Raw genomic sequence first — 16280 nt, 5'->3', positions numbered from 1 at the left:
AAGCCGTCCCTGTTCGGGAACGGCTGACTTTAAAGCTTTGCTCTAAAATGCTTAACAATCTATTATGGGATAACCAGTACTCTAACTCCCATTGGAATGAGCTTCGTACCATCATCTAAAGTAACCATAAAATGGAAGAAGCGGTTGATTAACGCACTATTTGCCGTTGGTTCAGGTACAGCTGCTGCCACTGCAGTTTGTAATGTCTTGGTTTTGAATTCATCAAACGAAGATGAAAAAGTAACTTTAGTGCCACTGCCTGCGATGGGCGTATTCACATAAAAACCCGATGCAGCAGTGTTGGTGAACGTAGCTACCTTAAGCAGGTTTGCAGCACCAGTAGAAGAACTAGTATATACCACCCTCGATATCTCTTTGATCGTACGTCCTGAGTTCTCAGGAATCCCGAGTTCAATTGTAAACGTCCCTGAAGCCTTGGAGCCTGTTACAGTTGGTACAACGAAGCTAGCTTGCTGATTTAATACAGTAACTGGCACTTCAGGCTCGTGATTTGTAATTGAGAAGGCTTCCTCTTTTTACAGGAAATAAGTGCAACCAAAAAAGCCCGAAAAAAACATTATAAAAAAGTCTAAACATATAATTGGTTTTTATTGTATTAATAGATTATAAGCCCCACCAAACTTTTACATTAGTTTTGGTCTTGGATTAGGTTGATTAGGATTGTTGGCTTCGGTAGCTAAATAAGGCAATCGCTTAGGAATTGTTGTTGGATCGTCTCCCGTAGCATTTTGAGCTACTGCCAATACAGGATAACCTGTTCTCCTATAATCATTGTATGCCTCAATACCATTTCCAACAAGAGATATATATTTCTGTGTAATAATTTGTTTGATTTTATCCTCATTCGTACCTGCCAGGTTTACCACAGCAGGATTACCCTCAAAGTACGCATTTATTTCAGCATCGGTCATCCCCGCTAGTCGCATTGACGCTTTGATTCCATCCTGGTAATACGTATTCGCATCACCAGAAATGCCATACCGAATAGCAGCCTCCGCTAGGATGAATTTTACCTGATGGTTAGTTATCAACCTAGCTGGCCCTTCACCTGTAGCGCCAACAACATAAGCATTGTACTGTGACCTGTTGGCCGCAGCAACCGCAGCTACAGTAGCACCATTATCGTACGATGTAAATACATTGTTAGGCTTTGTGTAAAACTTTGCCAATCTTACAGTATCGTTTAATGACCTGGCTAATGTTAGAAACCTTGTACTAAGCATCTGATTGTTTTTAAACGATCCGATAATGTCGCGTACATAACCCGGATTTTGATTTCCTGCTGACGTTCCAAAAGGAACGCTGAAATTCAATGCATTATCATTGATGAAATTATTACCTGCCAGTACAGTTTCAATAGTGGACTTTGCTAACGCCGACTCAACATTCGACATCTGCATTGCAAACTTTAAGATTAATGAATTTCCGGCTCTTTTCCATTTAGCAAGATCGCCTCCATAAATTGGATCATCCGTGGTTGGTTTCAGAGTTGACGTTTTGTCGAGATCAGCAATCCCATCTCTGATTAAATCAAAAAGACTTGTAATACCTGAGGCCGCATTACCCTTGTAAATGTCCTGTTGAGTGTCGTACCTCGGAGATGTATTGGCTAAGCCAAAGCCCGCTTCCGAATAAGGAACATCTCCCCACAAATCTGTAACCAGTCCAAATGCATAAGCCAACTGAATTTTAGCTATTCCACTATAAGCAGGACTTGTTTCCTGAGTTTTTTCAATAAGTATCCGTAGATTATTGATAATGCCATTATAAAGCTCAAAACTCCATGCGTTGGTTATACCTGTCTGACCGTCGAGATTATAAACATCAAAGGCCGTCCACTGCGCAATTGCTGCGTTATGCTGAACCATCAGGCCAGCGGCCAGCCCCAATTGATTTACGTTTGTAAATCCTATCCCCATCGAAGTAGTCGGCAGCAATACTTTTGGCTGGACATCTGTAGGAGAATTGGGGTTTTGGTTAACGTCGATAAATTTTTTGCAAGACACCAGACTAAGCAAAGACAATCCTACAAAAGTATATTTAGATATAATTTTCATCATAAATCATTTAATAATATAAACTAATTAAAAAGTAACTTTTAAACTAGCTCCGAATGAACGCGTGTTGGGAGCACTTTGTAGTTCAAGTCCTCTGATATTTCCCGCACCTTGTGTGCTTAACTCAGGATCGATAGGACTGTTAGGGGCAGAGAAGAATAGGTTTCTTGCAAAAGCCACCAATTTCAGTCCGTTAACGAATTTATTTTTAACTCCAAGATTTGAAAAATCATAGCCTAAAGAAGCCTCTCTGATCCTGAATGTAGTTGCATCGAACACCGTAAATTCACTACCACCAATTCCTCCCATGTTTGTATTCCAATAAACCTGAGCCGGAATAGCAATATTGTTCTGAACATAGCTTCCATCAGCTCTTGCTATTACACCAGGCAGAATCTTTGGACTTTCTCTGTCAATTGCTGTTTCATATAAAGAACCATTCGAGCGAAGCGTAGCAACTGTCCATGACATAATATCTCCGCCATACTTATAATCAAGAGTAGCAGATAAAGTGAACCCTTTATAGCTAACTGTGTTTACTAAACCTGCTATCCATTTTCTGTTAGGATCTGCCACAACCTGGTCAGTAATTTGTACTGCGAAGTTACCAGTAGTGGAATCAATCAGGTATTGCCCATCAGGACTTCTAGGCACTTTACTACCTACTATCACACCAAGGGGATAACCAATTCTGGCAGAAGGAGAAACACCACCAAAGCGCAATCCGGATACGTTAGCAGTCTTTATATCCCCAAACAATTCTTTTACTTCATTTCTGTTCCTGGAGAAAGTGAAGTTCATTGTCCATGTAACCTCTGAATTTTTAACTGGGGTAATACCTAAACTTATCTCAGTACCCTTGTTATTAATTTTCCCCGCGTTAACATACTGACTTGTATATCCACTAGCGGCAGGTATTGAAATAGACATAATCTGATTGATACTTGAAGACCAGTACGCTGTAAAATCTAATGTAACACGGTCTTTTAATAAACCCAGGTTAGCTCCCACTTCAAAAGATTTTGTAATCTCTGGCTTCAAGTTCGCATTCGGTAATGTTCCAGATGCACCAAAGCCTGTTAAAGTTCCATAAGGGAAACTGAACGAACCTGTATTATTTCCGAAAGACCATGAAGAGTAACTATTATCAATACTGTATACAGGAGCGTCATTACCAACCTGCGCGTAGTTCAGCCTAACTTTACCGAAATTAAGTATATCAGATCTTAACTCTCTAAATGCTTCAGTAAATACAAAACTACCACCCGCAGAATAATACAAATAGGTATTATTGTTCACAGGCAAAGTAGATGACTGATCTACACGCGCTGTAAACTCAGTATTTAAATAGCTTTTATAGCCGAGGTTCAGTTGTGCAAAATGTCCCAGAAGTCTTCTTTTAGAAGAATATTCCCCTGTTCCATTAAAATTAGAGCCATTACTAACATTATAGAAGTCGGGAAGCGCTAGGCTAGAAGATACGATATAAGGATTTTGATATACTCTTTGGTTAATATTTTGTCCTAACAACAAACTTCCATTAATATCAGAACCAAACAGATGATCTTTTTCAGATTGATCATTAAATCTCCATTCAACTCAGATCTCCAGAAAAAATCTTCAGTTACTTGTCCAAGACCTGAACCTGCAGTAGATCCAAGGGCGGATATTTTTTGCGACGATCAGTATAATAATCTGCACCAATCCTGTAAGCTACATTTAACCAGGGAGTAAAGTCATAGCCAACTTTCACCTGTCCTATAAAGCGCATTAAATTACTTCTTACCGGATTATTATAAGCCGCCCAGAATGGATTATCTACACCCGATACAAACCAGTTATTGCTTCCGTCAGGATTTTCGTAATTATTTTTGTAGTAATCAAGATTCGTACTTCTTGTTACCTGCCAAAGTCTGAACATAGCACTGCTACCCCCATTTCCCTGTGTGGTACCGTCCTGTATAGAGTTCATCACCTTTGCACTACCCGAAACGTTAAGTTTTTCGGTGAGCTGAGACCCGGCATTAAATTCTACGCTGTTTCTGATGAACTTGGTATTGGGCATGATACCTTGTGTGGTACTATTGTTAAGAGCGATATTAAAAAACCTTTATCATCACCACCGTTAATACCAAAGTTATTATCCCAGATACTTCCTGTTTCAAAAAAACCTATGAGATTATCGTCATACGACTGAAAAGGGATAATGTCGCCAGCTTTATACTGAACACCATTAACAACCTGATCAGCAACAGCAATTAACCCATTGGTACGAGAAGGTGTTGATCCAAATTTAGGCCCCCATGAAAACGTTGATGTATTACTAAAAACACCTGAAGCGCCTTGTCCATATTCGTTCTGAAGCTTAGGGAATCCATATACTTTCTGCTGAGAGTATGAGGTAGATGCGGTTACCAATACTTTGCCTTTTCCACCAGCCCCTCTCTTCGTTGTTATAATTACCGCTCCACTTGCTGCTCTTGAACCATATAACACAGCAGCTGCAGGGCCAGGTAAAACAGATACAGATTCAATATTATTAGGGTTCAAGTCATAAGCTCTATTGGAGGGCTGCACACCATATAGCGTACTTCCTGTTTGATCTACATCATTGCTGATAGGAACTCCATCAACTACAAACAGCGCCTGATTGTTATTGGAAATAGAAGTCATACCCCGTAAAATAAAATTGACGGAAGCTCCTGCAGAACCGCTAGATCCCGCAATATCAGCACCGCTATTTTACCTTGTAAAAGAGATAACAGATTGTTATCACCCTTGTCCTGCAAAAGATCTGATTTAATAACCTGAGGGTTGTAAGAAAGTACCTTACGGTTTCTTGATATTCCCAACGCAGTAACAACCACACTTTCCTGTAAGTCGCTGGCTCTTTTAAGTACAATTGTTAAAGATGAATTTGAAATACTTACATCCTGGGATTGAAAACCAGCAGCAGAAACTGCGATTGTATTTCCCGATTTAAGAGTAAGACTAAATCCGCCGTCAGTGTTGGCAGATGTACCATTGGTTGTTCCTTTCTCTAAAATGGAAGCAAACGATATCGGATTACCTTCTTCATCAATCACTTTACCAGTTATAGTCTTAGTCTGTGACCAGGCAAGACTTGTTATCAGCAATAAGGCAGCTGTTAGCAGTAGCTTGAATTTCCTCATTAAAAACTTTTTAAAATTAAAATTTGAATATCGGGTTAAAACTATGTAAAATTTTAGTTAAATTAATATGTCAATTTAACTAAAATTGTTTTTTTTTAGAAAAAATAAAAAAAACTACTCTTTTATTAGAAAAATAAAAAACCAATAGACATCTTTTAGACTCGATGTAATAACTTAGAGAGGATTTTTTAAAAAACATCAATTATTTGTGCTTTCGCAACACACATTACACAATAATATATATATATAATATTTAAAATCAGAAATAAAGAAAAACACTTAGCAGTCACGGTAGTAATCACCTCTAAACAAAAAATGAATTTTAAGAAAAAATATTGATTAAAATCAAGGAATAAAAAGTACAAAAAGTAACCCTATCCTCAAAAGTTCTTTCTCCGGGAAAAATGGTGAAGTCCCGTAATTTCTACTTGATCGTATCAATAAGTATCAATCAGTCAGCAAAAGTTGCTATTCGAGTACACTGGTTCACTATACCGCAAGGCCTACCCTAGGCAAGATAAATTGATAGAAATTGTTTCATTAGATCCAGTCATAAGCTATTAAAAAACCTGATCACTTCTTTTTCTTCCTTAAAGTTTGTAGACAATTCCGCCGCCTTTTTTTCGCACCTTCATAACTTGTAAATTCATCAATAAGACTCTTGTTTAACTTGATACGTTTCATAGATTTATCAGTGGAATTATACAAATAATAATGGGAGGTAGTCACAAAGGTTTTCTGATCTGGCATACCCATCTTTTTTACCATTTCAACCTTTGTATGGTAATACTTTAAAAACTGCAGATCATTTCGGTAAGCAAGTATATGATAAATACTTTCTGAGGTTTTGTTTTCAATTGCAGGATAACCTGTTTTAAGAATAACATTAGACTTGCCTCTGCTACTCGCCTCATCCAGATAACTTACGGAATCGACATTTGTTAAAGCGACCAACTGGCTTGCGTTTTCCAATAGGATTTCGTTACTATAAGTACTAAACTTTATCCAGGCGTTATTGAATTGCTCTCCTGTTCGGGTTTTGATAAACGCCTGTCGATATTCAGTTGAAAGAAATGGGCTTCCTGCAATCCCGTTGAAAGCCGACACATCAATGGCCTTCCAGGTTACATTCATATCCATTGTTTTGCCTCCAACCAGGGGGTAACCGCTAACAGGTCTGGCAACGTAGGTTCCCTGCGCAAAACAATGAGTAAAGAGGCCTGCAAAAACAAAAGTTATAAATATCGTTTTCATAAAAGCCGTTTTTATTGATAACTATCTTTAAAACAGGATGGCTAATGTGTAGCCATCCTGCATATCTAATTCGAATTATCGTACTCCTGTATATTTCATTTTCATAATCACCGTCATATCAGGTCTACCGGGTTGCCTTAATAAATAATTAGCTGTAAGCTCTTTGGTATCAGGGTTGTATACATTATGAGTACCTGGAGCAGCCGGATTCACAATAAAGTTCCTGCCGCGTGGACTATCGTCTATACGATTAGTAACATTTATAATTTTATTGGAAGTCAAATCAAATGTAAATAACGGAGCTGCATTTCCAAATTGAGTAACGCCGCATTGTCTGTAGTAAAACATACCTGTAATACATTTTGGGTATAAGGTGAATATATGTTTACCGTATTTGCGCGGTGGTAACCAAATGAATACCACTAGGGAAATTTGCTGGTAAATTTTCAGAAATACCAAATGCGCTCCATCCTATGGTAGTAATATTTAAAGAATAAATACCATCATATTTATTTTTTGTACCAAAAGCAATAACACTGTGATTCCGCAATTGATTTGCCACTGTGGCCGGACTTACACTTTTTATTTTTATGGGAAAAGCGTACTCTCCCCCAAAAAATCTGATGGGGTAACTTTTATTTGAAAGAAAGCACTTCTCTGACCTTTAGGAATAACAACCTTCATACCATTAACTAATGAATACTTTGTAGGAATAACATGACCTGTTCCATGTTCTTCCGTGTAAGCATCCAACAGTTCCTGATCATATTCCAATTCAATTACAATATCCTGGGGAGCAGGATCATTATAGCCATACCTGAATTCTACTAAATCTACCACACGTTCACCAGGGGTATTATCAATAAAATTTGAGATCTCTGTGCCTTCTGGTATATCAATCACAGCAGTTTTCCCTATTCCCTCATCTCCATACAGCAGATCATCCGTTATATTAGGGTCTTTTAGGCAAGAACTGAAAAAAGCGGACACTGCCAAAAGGAGTAAAAAAATATTTATTTTTTCATCTTATAATCATTAAGTTTTATAAAAATTAGTTTACGTCCCAAAATATCTTGCTTGTCTGGGGGTCAATTGTACCTTCAGCAGAAACTACATTAGTGTTAAAACTGTACTCAGCCTGAGGATAATGCAATCTTAAAGGGATGATATTGCTTCCTCTGCTCGGATGCATTGATAAGGGCAAGTCCGTAGGCACTCCAATTCTCCTGTAATCTACCCAGGCTTCAAAATTGTTAATACCAATCAATGCCAGGTATTTCTGCATACCAATTGTTTGTACCTGAGCCGCACTAGCGGCAGGCCACCTAACAATATCCAGATCCTGAGCTAAATAAGTATTTGCCTGAGTAGCCGTTAATCCGAGCCAGGTAAAAGATTCGGTCACTGCTTCATTATAGGCGGTTTGCGCGCTACCGGTTATCCAGCCGCGCGCTTTTGCTTCTGCCTGTAAAAACTTCGATTCCACGCTCGTGAACAGCCACTGTGGTTGATCAGCACTCTTGGCGAGACCCGGACCGGCGACATCCGACGAATTAGCTGCAAGGGGGCATTCGAAATAACCTCCCCGTAATTAAATCCTACATAATTTCCGCTAACGGCGGAGAAAACGCGGGTATACCTTGGATCACCATTGCTTCTGAATTTGCCTAATACATAATTATTGGCCCTGTTAAAATTATCAGCAACACTACCGTCATATAGAGCTTTAAAACTGTTCCAAAAGGGGTTTTGTTGATTCTGATCCTGCTTATAACCAGGCTGAACATTAGCAGAAGTGCTGATAAAACCATCAGTACTCATTTTAGCAATTTGCGTATTTGCCGTAAAACCTGGTACATTTACCAAACGTAACGAAAGTTTTAACCTTTGGGTGTTAATAAGCTGTTTCCACTTCGTCAAATCACCTCCAAACAAAATATCGTATTGTTTATTCTCTGCATTTACGTCAGTCACCCCCTGGAACAATGCCAGTGCTTCATCCAGGTTTACAAATAAACTGTTATATACATCCTGCCCCTTGTCGTATTTAGGGAACATATTGTTATTTAAGTCAAATGCTTCTGTGTAGGGAACATTGTTATATTGATCCACCAGGTACATAAACCCAATGGTTTTTAGCGTTTTGGCAGCCGCCGTATAAAAATCCAGGTCCAAAGCCACGGCCTTTTTCTCCATAATATTAACGTCGTTCATAATGTCTAGCCAGGTTGTCCACTCACCTGTTTCAAATCCTGTCGTAATCCTGTATGCTTCCTCATCCGGGTTAGGACCATAGGAGCCCGAACGCGACCAATAACCCATCCATCGGGCAGTAGAAGCATAGGATGTCGCAGTTTGCGCAGCTATCCTGGTAAGGCTTGAAGATAAGATCAAATTGGGCGTTATTGACTCATCTGTAGGATTATTGGGATTCTCATTGACATCAAGGAATTTCTTGCATCCGGTAAATCCTAATGCTAGCGCTGTGATTAATAATATTGAAACTATTTTTTTCATTTTTATAATTTTAATCTTACGAATTAAAAATGCTTTTTCTTTCAATGCCTAAAAAATCAAAGTTAGGTTGGCACCAAAAGTTCTAATTGGAGGGTTAATCTGTGAAGTTCCAACACCACCAGTATTAGAAGTAGTAAAATTGAAATCAGGGTCAGAATAAACATTTGTTTTAGGCAACCAAAGAAATAAATTTCTTCCTGTTAATGAGAAATTAGCTCCTTTAATAACACCTTCTCCGAACAATCTGCTCACGGGAATTTCATAGCTTAACGAAGCCTCACGAATTCTCCAAGAAGCAGCACTGGTTAAAAAGTTAGTAGCGACATCTCTATATTCGCCAGTATAAAAGTCATTCACATTATTTACAGCTATATCAGTGTTAGGTATATAAGTCCCCGGATTGTTAGGGTCTTCATAAACAGAATTAGGGAATACAAAAGCATCACGATACCCCCTGGCTGTATATGCCGAAACACCGGTCCAGGCCATAGCATCGCCTATACCATGATATGCGTAGTGTCCACCTCTATATTCAGCTAACACTGAGAAGTTGAAACCTTTCCAATACACAGAAGGGTTTAAACCCACAATCCATAATGGCTGTGTACGTCCAAAAGTTTTCAGTAATGGATCAGCACTCGGACGACCAGTTTCCGCATCTACAATCACACGTCCCTGATCATCTCTTAAGTAATCAACAGCTCTCCATAAAAATGCCGGGCTATTTTTAAGCGCATAGTTCATAGCAAAATTGGTAAACCCACCAATAGCCAACTCTTCTAAATTATCAGCGATCTTAGTAATTTTATTGTCTATATAAGTAGCATTTGCACGGAACTCAAATCCTCCCTCGTGGAATTTAACCAATGGGGTCAATTTCAAATCCAACTCAATTCCCTTGTTTTTAAACGACGCAGCGTTGGTTAAGGATGAAGTATAACCAGTTGCTCCCGATACCTGAATAGGGATGATCTGGTCAGTGTTATCCTGAACAAAATAAGTTGCTTCAAAGTTTATACGGTTTTTATAGAAAGAGGCTTCAACACCTACCTCTGAACTGGTTACAAACTCTGGTTTCAAATTAACTGTAAAAGCACGGTCATTAGCTGTGTAACCCGGAATGGATCCGAACGGGAACCCCGCAGGCTGAGAAAAAGTCGAGGCCAATTGGTAAGGAGCGATATCTGCGCTACCTACTTTATTCCAGGCACCTCTCAATTTCAGGAAAGATAATACGTCAGATTTCAAACCATTGATGGCATCAGTAGCTACAAATGCGGCACTCACACCAGGATAGAAATAAGAATTGTTACCAGGCGCCAACATAGAAACCCACTCATTACGGCCGGTAATCTCAATGTTCGCCCAGCCTTTATATCCTAACCCCGCACTTGCATAAGCAGCCACCAATCGTGTTTGTTCAAAAGGAGATGCGCCTACAAGCTGGCCATTCCTATGAGAAATATTATATAAGCCAGGGATAACCAGATTGGTCGCCCCTACATTCGTACTACGTGATTCTGATGCACGAATGTAATTACCTACTACTCCTGTCAATTTAAAATCGTCTCCAAGGTCTTTATTCACACTCGCAAATATTTCTGATGAAAGGCGCGTACTTGTGTTAGAGTACTCTCTCACCATTGCTGGTATGGAAGTCAGGCCACGGCTGATGCCGAAAGCATTTGCAGCCTCACCTTTTGAAGTCCGTGTGTATACGTCAGCTCTGGATGTCAAACCTGCTCTGTAGGTAAAATTTAACCAATCAGTAACCTTTAAACCTAATTCTAAATTACCCAAAAAGTCCTGGATACGGCCTTTCTGACGCCAGTTGTCCAAAGCAAAATAAGGATTCAAACCATAATGGTTGAAATAATTGTTATACTGTGCAAAGGGATTATTCTCAAAATCTTTGTAAGATGTAATTGGGATATGCGCTGGTGTATTAAAAATCAAGTTCATTAATCCGCTGTTCAGACCTACGTTCTGAGAAGCGTGATAATCGCCCATGGCATCATCGTCAAAAATATCATAGTTAGATTGGATGTAGTTCATATTGGCCTGCACTTTGAACCGGCCAAATTCTTTCCCCGTATTTAAGCGGATACCTGTTCTCCTATTTACATCGTCTGGTACAATTCCTTTAATGTTTGCGTCAGATAAACTTACATAAAAGTCTTTCGTATTAAACGATACATCATTCTGTAATGTCAAACCCGTATTAAAAAATTCTTTTCTGGAATTGTTCGGTGAATAAGGTAGCATCTGTGAACTACCATCAGGTAAAACATCCCCAACCAGTCGCGTGCTGCCATCGTAGGCTGGCCCCCAAGACCAGTTCTCAAATGGTATATAATCCCCATATCCACCACTGCCGAATGTTGTCTGAAACTTCGGATAGAAAGAGATTTTTGAAGCTTGCGCGCTGCTACTTACTGTGATAGTAGGACGTGCTGAGGTTTTTTTAGTAGTAACAATTATTACCCCGTTACGGGCATCTGCACCATAAATAGCAGCAGACGAAGAACCTTTTAATATATTTACGTTTTCAATATCATTAGGACTTAAAGAAGACAAATAAGAAAGTGCCACCGAACTCCATCCAGCAGTAGCATGGGGTCATTACTACCTAATAAAGACCGGATACCTCGCAGATTGATTTTAACTTCTTCAAATACACCACTATTAATGGTAGTAATATTTAAACCGGAAACCTTGCCTTGTAAACCATTAGCGACGTTGACCGCCTTACCTTGGGTAAGTACTTCAGCATCTACCTTAGCAGTAGCATATCCCAGTGATTTTGGAGGGCGCTGAATACCCAAAGCCGTCACCACCACTTCTTCGATAACTTCTCCTTCCCCTTTTTCAAAACTACATTCACAGTATTTCCCCTCACGGTGGTTTCCTGAGTGCTATAACCGCAGCTGAAACCACCAATACAACACCATTATTAGCTGTAATACTAAATTTACCGTCAGCGTCGGCCGACACACCGGTATTGGTTCCTTTTACCGCAACTGAAGCAAAAGGTACGGGAGCAGCTGCTTCATCTACCACTGTTCCGGTTACCGTCCTGGTTTGAGAAAAAGCCAGAAACGAAAATCCCATAAACATTGCTAAAAGCAATAGAATTTTTCTCATGTAAAACTTTTTTGTTAAAAATTGATCAAATCGGATTAAAAGGGATAGAATACTTTTAATGAAACTATCCATCAATTAGCAATAAGCAAGTTATATTTTTTTAACAAAAAAATCATTGGAGATTAATTTTTTCTTAATAAAAATAAATTTTAGATAAAAAATATATCTTACACATCTAAAAATCAACAAATTATAAAAAAGCACATTAATACATTAACAAAAAATATTGATTAAAATTAATTAAAAAAACTATCAAACTAACAATAGTTAGTTTTTTATACAAATTTTGCCTCCTCTTAAAAAATTGATGCATCTTTGCAAAATGCAATTACTGGATGGAAAAAGACGGCCAAAACGATACTGAATACCGTTAAAATAGACGTAGCCCAAAGAGCGGCAACAGGTAAAAAGATACCGCATCTGGCGGCTATACTGGTGGGGAACAATGGTGCCAGCCAAACTTACGTGAACTCAAAAGTTAAAGCCTGTAACGAAATTGGCTTTATTTCTACCCTAATAGAGTATGAAGAAGAAGTGAGCGAAATGAAACTGCTGGACAAGATCCAGGAGCTGAACGAGGATATGTCGGTGGATGGAATTTTGGTTCAATTGCCTTTACCTGCCCATATTTCAGAGAAAAAAGTGATTGAAGCTATTGCCGTAAGCAAGGATGTGGATGGTTTTCACCCTGAAAATATAGGAAGGATGATCATGGGAGAAGCAGAAGCCTTTATCCCGGCGACGCCTTACGGCATTATGTTGTTGCTGGAACATAATAATATTGCCACTAAAGGTAAACATGCCGTGGTTTTGGGTCGCAGCAATATAGTGGGTCGCCCTATGAGCATTTTATTAAGCAATAATACCAATCCGGGTAATTGTACCGTTACCGTTTGCCACTCCAGAACGGAAAACCTAAACGAAATTTGCAGCCAGGCCGATATTATTGTAGCAGCTATCGGGCAGCCTGAGTTTTTAAAGGCGGAAATGGTGAAGGAAGGAGCCGTTGTAGTAGACGTGGGTATTACCCGACTGGAAGACGCATCTAAAAATCGGGCTACAGGTTAGCAGGTGATGTTGATTTTGAGCAGGTAGCTCCTAAATGTTCCTTTATCACGCCGGTTCCGGGTGGTGTAGGCCCTATGACCATCGCGGCTTTGATGAAGAATACCTATAAATCATGCGTGGATAGGGATTAGGAGAATCTAAATTATTAAGCTATAAATCATAAATCTCAAATAATTCCTTCCACTCTGGAAGCGGGCGGGGTCTTCCCTGTTATGGAGCATTTCTATACCATCCAGGGAGAAGGCTTTCATCAGGGCCGTGCGGCTTACTTTGTAAGACTGGGTGGTTGCGATGTAGGCTGTGTGTGGTGTGATGTGAAAGATAGCTGGTCCTTTGACGGCCATCCTGTTATGTCGCTTGACATGATCGTAAGCACGATAAAAGCGTCCAACACTCCCCTGGCAGTGATTACCGGCGGAGAGCCACTAATGCATAACCTGGATGACCTCACAGCGGCGATTCAAAAAGAAGGGATTGCTACCAATATTGAAACCTCAGGTTCCTCACCCTTAAGCGGCAGCTGGGACTGGATCTGCCTTTCACCGAAAAAATTTAAGGCGCCACTACCTGAAATACTTCCGGTAGCTAATGAACTCAAGATCATCGTTTTTAATAAATCTGATTTTGCCTGGGGAGAAAGCTTTGCAGCGCAGGTTTCTGACACCTGCAAACTTTACCTGCAACCGGAATGGAGCAAGGCAGATGTAATGACTCCGCTTATCGTTGATTACATCAAACAAAATCCCAAATGGGAACTGAGCCTGCAAATACACAAGTATATTAATGTGCCGTAGGCTGGTTGATTAGTTTAATAGTTGATAAGTTAACAAGGAAAACCTGAATCAGGCATTTTGCGGACTGTACCGCGTTTCCGTCTTACAAAAAAAAGCACCCCTTATAGAAATAAACGGTGCACTCTCGAAAACTATCTGCTTAAGGAAAACTATACTTATTATTGGTGGGCCTGCCCGACTAAAATATTAGGCGGGCCTGCTCTCAAAAACTAACCACCTGAGGCGGGAAGAAAAAGCCAGAGAAGCCCGATTGCTTTTGTAAAACAAAAGCAACATCACCCTTCTTTATTCATTTTCGAAATCGGGAAAAACCATTTACGAGATGCGGAAAAACTCAGTTATTCATAGTTTGAGCAAGACGGGCTATATTGAGACTACGCGCAGAAGCATCAAATATTTCTTTGTACACCCCTCCTTTTTTACCAGGTCTTCATGCTTGCCACTTTCAACCATTTGCCCCTGCTTTAGCACATAAATAATATCTGCATCAACAATCTGGGAAATGGAATGTGATATAATAACCACCGTACGATTCTCTTTAATCGCATCCAAACTGTTTTTAATCTGTTCCGTTGCAATGGCATCGAGGCTGGCAGTGGGCTCATCCAGGAAAATAATCGGAGGATCTTTCAGGAATAACCGTGCTATAGCGATGCGCTGCTGCTGCCCCCACTCAATAATTGTGCATCACTCTGGTATTGCATGGGTAACTCCATGATCTGGTCGTGCAGGTAGGCCTTTCGTGCAGCAGCTATGATTTCCTCATGAGTAGCTTCTATTTTCCCATACCTTATATTATCTTCAATGGTTCCTTTAAAAATGTGATTCTTTTGAAGCACCAGGCCTATCTCACTACGCAGTGAGGCATTTTCATATTCATTTAAATTGATGCCATCCAGTAGTATTTCTCCGCTATCCGGCTCATAAAACTTATTCAGCAGGTTGAGAATAGTACTCTTACCCGCGCCGCTTAAACCTACCAGGGCCGTGGTTTTCCCTCTTTCAATTTTAAGATTGATTCCATGCAGTGCTTTGGTACCATTCGGGTAAGTAAAATCTACCTGCCTCATTTCAAAAGTGCCTTCAGCCTCGGTAACAGCGTGTGTACCGGTCTGTTCAATTTCTTCATCATCTTCAATGATCTGGAAAAAGCCTCTGCATAAATAAAAGCATCGTTTACCTCATCATAAATGCGGTGCAATTGCCTGATGGGCGCTGATACATTATTGAACAACATGATGTGCAGCATAATGGCGCCGATGCTGATCTGGTGGTTCAATACCAGGTAGGCTGTTAGAATAATGATCAATACAACGCCTATCTGCTCAATAAAAGATTTAACGCCATCGTAGGTAAAGTTGGTTCGCCTGGTATAGAGCTGATCATTGGTTAGCTGTTGTTGTATGACTAATTGTTTTTTCTCTTCAACATTTTCTCTTACAAAACTTTTGATCACAGTCATCGAATCGATGATATTGAGCAAGCCATTGCTTTTATTTTCCCGGCCACCTCTTAATTGTCTCCTTACACCCTGTAGTTTTTTTGCCTGCCGGGCGCTTACATAAAAGTATGCGGGCAATATAGTAATCGCAATAAGACCTACATAAACGTTGGCCATAAACATAATGACCAGGGCTAAAATCGCATTACAGAATAAAGGCAGTATATCGATGAAGAAATTTTGAACCAACCGGGTAAGACTTTCAACGCCTCTGTCTATTCGCGTCTGCAATTTCCCCGACTGGTTGTCCGGCGCCGCAAAAAATCCCATTTGATAAGTAAGGATACGCCGGATCACTTTCTGCGCCAGGCTATTACTTACATTGATACGGATCTTTTCACCATAAAATTTCTGCCCGAACTGTATAAAAATATTGATGATCTCTTTTGCAAAAAGTATTACCGAAATAACGGTCAATAGCCTTAGCCCTTCTTTCATCGGATCGGGTAGCTGTATTAAAGCATCGACATGATCTACCGTATATTTTAAAACCAATGGGTTTACCTGGGCTGCCAGAGATCCCACTAAAGTTAGGGCCAGGGTACCGAAAATCATCGTTTTGTATGGCTTTACAAAAGGCCATAGCTGCTTAACGATGTTCACCAGGTTAAGGGTTTTAGAAAAAGGTTTCGCCATTCTTTAAGTAAGGATTAGGTTGACAATGCTGATTAGACGAAATTCCGGGTAAAAACTTTTACATCCACTGCTGACAGTTTATAAAAGTACTTTGTTGCGTTATCAGATAAAGAAT

The 16280-nt window shown here is 39.7% G+C and carries 19 protein-coding genes and 1 pseudogene; 3 read left to right on the top strand and 17 right to left on the bottom strand.

Going from position 1 to position 16280, the window contains the following annotated elements; translation table 11 throughout:
• Positions 1-62: 62 nt before the first annotated feature.
• The 14 genes from MKP07_RS13140 to MKP07_RS13080 all read right to left on the bottom strand — a co-directional run bounded on the left by MKP07_RS13140 (position 63) and on the right by MKP07_RS13080 (position 12166).
• Positions 63-497 (bottom strand): hypothetical protein, encoded by a 435-nt coding sequence (locus MKP07_RS13140; RefSeq protein ID WP_240847599.1) that lies wholly within the window; start codon positions 495-497, stop codon positions 63-65.
• 147 nt (positions 498-644) lie between these two features.
• A complete protein-coding gene (locus tag MKP07_RS13135) occupies positions 645-2081 on the bottom strand; it encodes a SusD/RagB family nutrient-binding outer membrane lipoprotein (protein WP_240847598.1) in 1437 nt (478 codons plus the stop codon).
• A 24-nt stretch (positions 2082-2105) separates the two neighbouring features.
• Positions 2106-3623, bottom strand: a complete 1518-nt coding sequence (locus tag MKP07_RS13130; RefSeq protein WP_394803653.1) for a TonB-dependent receptor domain-containing protein — start codon at positions 3621-3623, stop codon at positions 2106-2108.
• A gap of 79 nt (positions 3624-3702) precedes the next feature.
• Entirely contained in the window at positions 3703-4143 is a 441-nt protein-coding gene (locus tag MKP07_RS13125) for a hypothetical protein (RefSeq protein ID WP_240847596.1), read from the bottom strand.
• Positions 4110-4751 carry a TonB-dependent receptor plug domain-containing protein gene (locus MKP07_RS13120; protein ID WP_240847595.1) on the bottom strand — a complete coding sequence of 214 codons (642 nt, stop codon included), beginning with the start codon at positions 4749-4751 and terminating at the stop codon, positions 4110-4112. The genes MKP07_RS13125 and MKP07_RS13120 overlap by 34 nt, the downstream gene beginning before the upstream one ends.
• Entirely contained in the window at positions 4748-5251 is a 504-nt protein-coding gene (locus MKP07_RS13115) for a carboxypeptidase-like regulatory domain-containing protein (protein ID WP_240847594.1), read from the bottom strand. Before MKP07_RS13115 ends, MKP07_RS13120 begins: the two co-directional genes overlap by 4 nt.
• Positions 5252-5824: 573 nt before the next feature.
• Positions 5825-6505 carry a hypothetical protein gene (locus tag MKP07_RS13110; RefSeq protein WP_240847593.1) on the bottom strand — a complete coding sequence of 227 codons (681 nt, stop codon included), beginning with the start codon at positions 6503-6505 and terminating at the stop codon, positions 5825-5827.
• Between the two features lie 75 nt (positions 6506-6580).
• Positions 6581-6853, bottom strand: a complete 273-nt coding sequence (locus MKP07_RS13105) for a hypothetical protein (RefSeq protein ID WP_240847592.1) — start codon at positions 6851-6853, stop codon at positions 6581-6583.
• Between the two features lie 240 nt (positions 6854-7093).
• Positions 7094-7495: a DUF1735 domain-containing protein gene (locus tag MKP07_RS13100; RefSeq protein WP_240850815.1), complete on the bottom strand. Its 402-nt coding sequence runs from the start codon at positions 7493-7495 to the stop codon at positions 7094-7096.
• Positions 7496-7556: 61 nt separating this feature from the next.
• Positions 7557-7991 (bottom strand): SusD/RagB family nutrient-binding outer membrane lipoprotein, encoded by a 435-nt coding sequence (locus tag MKP07_RS38470; protein WP_317235807.1) that lies wholly within the window; start codon positions 7989-7991, stop codon positions 7557-7559.
• Complete coding sequence (locus MKP07_RS13095; RefSeq protein ID WP_262919285.1) at positions 7943-9022, bottom strand: SusD/RagB family nutrient-binding outer membrane lipoprotein; 1080 nt, start codon at positions 9020-9022, stop codon at positions 7943-7945. The genes MKP07_RS38470 and MKP07_RS13095 overlap by 49 nt, the downstream gene beginning before the upstream one ends.
• 48 nt (positions 9023-9070) lie before the next feature.
• Positions 9071-11614, bottom strand: coding sequence for a SusC/RagA family TonB-linked outer membrane protein (locus MKP07_RS13090; RefSeq protein ID WP_240847591.1), 2544 nt, complete (start codon positions 11612-11614; stop codon positions 9071-9073).
• Entirely contained in the window at positions 11587-11856 is a 270-nt protein-coding gene (locus tag MKP07_RS13085) for a TonB-dependent receptor plug domain-containing protein (protein ID WP_240847590.1), read from the bottom strand. The genes MKP07_RS13090 and MKP07_RS13085 overlap by 28 nt, the downstream gene beginning before the upstream one ends.
• Positions 11857-11917: 61 nt before the next feature.
• Positions 11918-12166, bottom strand: coding sequence for a carboxypeptidase-like regulatory domain-containing protein (locus tag MKP07_RS13080; RefSeq protein WP_240847589.1), 249 nt, complete (start codon positions 12164-12166; stop codon positions 11918-11920).
• 315 nt (positions 12167-12481) lie between these two features.
• Between MKP07_RS13080 and MKP07_RS13075 the strand changes: the two genes are divergently transcribed.
• The 3 genes from MKP07_RS13075 to MKP07_RS13065 all read left to right on the top strand — a co-directional run bounded on the left by MKP07_RS13075 (position 12482) and on the right by MKP07_RS13065 (position 14028).
• Positions 12482-13234 carry a bifunctional 5,10-methylenetetrahydrofolate dehydrogenase/5,10-methenyltetrahydrofolate cyclohydrolase gene (locus MKP07_RS13075; protein ID WP_240847588.1) on the top strand — a complete coding sequence of 251 codons (753 nt, stop codon included), beginning with the start codon at positions 12482-12484 and terminating at the stop codon, positions 13232-13234.
• Between the two features lie 44 nt (positions 13235-13278).
• Positions 13279-13365, top strand: a complete 87-nt coding sequence (locus MKP07_RS13070; protein ID WP_240850813.1) for a hypothetical protein — start codon at positions 13279-13281, stop codon at positions 13363-13365.
• 81 nt (positions 13366-13446) lie between these two features.
• On the top strand, positions 13447-14028 hold the full coding sequence (locus tag MKP07_RS13065; protein WP_240847587.1) for a 7-carboxy-7-deazaguanine synthase QueE: 582 nt from the start codon (positions 13447-13449) through the stop codon (positions 14026-14028).
• A 363-nt stretch (positions 14029-14391) separates the two neighbouring features.
• Here the strand turns inward: MKP07_RS13065 and MKP07_RS13060 are convergent, their stop codons facing one another.
• From MKP07_RS13060 to MKP07_RS13050, 3 genes and pseudogenes are all read right to left on the bottom strand, one after another.
• Positions 14392-14580, bottom strand: coding sequence for a hypothetical protein (locus tag MKP07_RS13060; RefSeq protein WP_240851121.1), 189 nt, complete (start codon positions 14578-14580; stop codon positions 14392-14394).
• Between the two features lie 99 nt (positions 14581-14679).
• Positions 14680-15098, bottom strand: a pseudogene (locus tag MKP07_RS13055) (ATP-binding cassette domain-containing protein); the annotation flags it as partial.
• Entirely contained in the window at positions 15095-16165 is a 1071-nt protein-coding gene (locus MKP07_RS13050; RefSeq protein ID WP_240847586.1) for an ABC transporter transmembrane domain-containing protein, read from the bottom strand. The pseudogene MKP07_RS13055 and the gene MKP07_RS13050, both read right to left, overlap by 4 nt.
• Positions 16166-16280 lie beyond the last annotated feature (115 nt).

The sequence above is a fragment of the Paraniabella hibiscisoli genome (genome assembly GCF_022512515.1).
In the GTDB taxonomy this organism is placed as follows: Bacteria; Bacteroidota; Bacteroidia; order Chitinophagales; family Chitinophagaceae; genus Niabella; species Niabella hibiscisoli.
The sequence above is the reverse complement of the archived record's forward strand: the minus strand, read 5'-3'. Positions and strand labels throughout refer to the sequence as shown.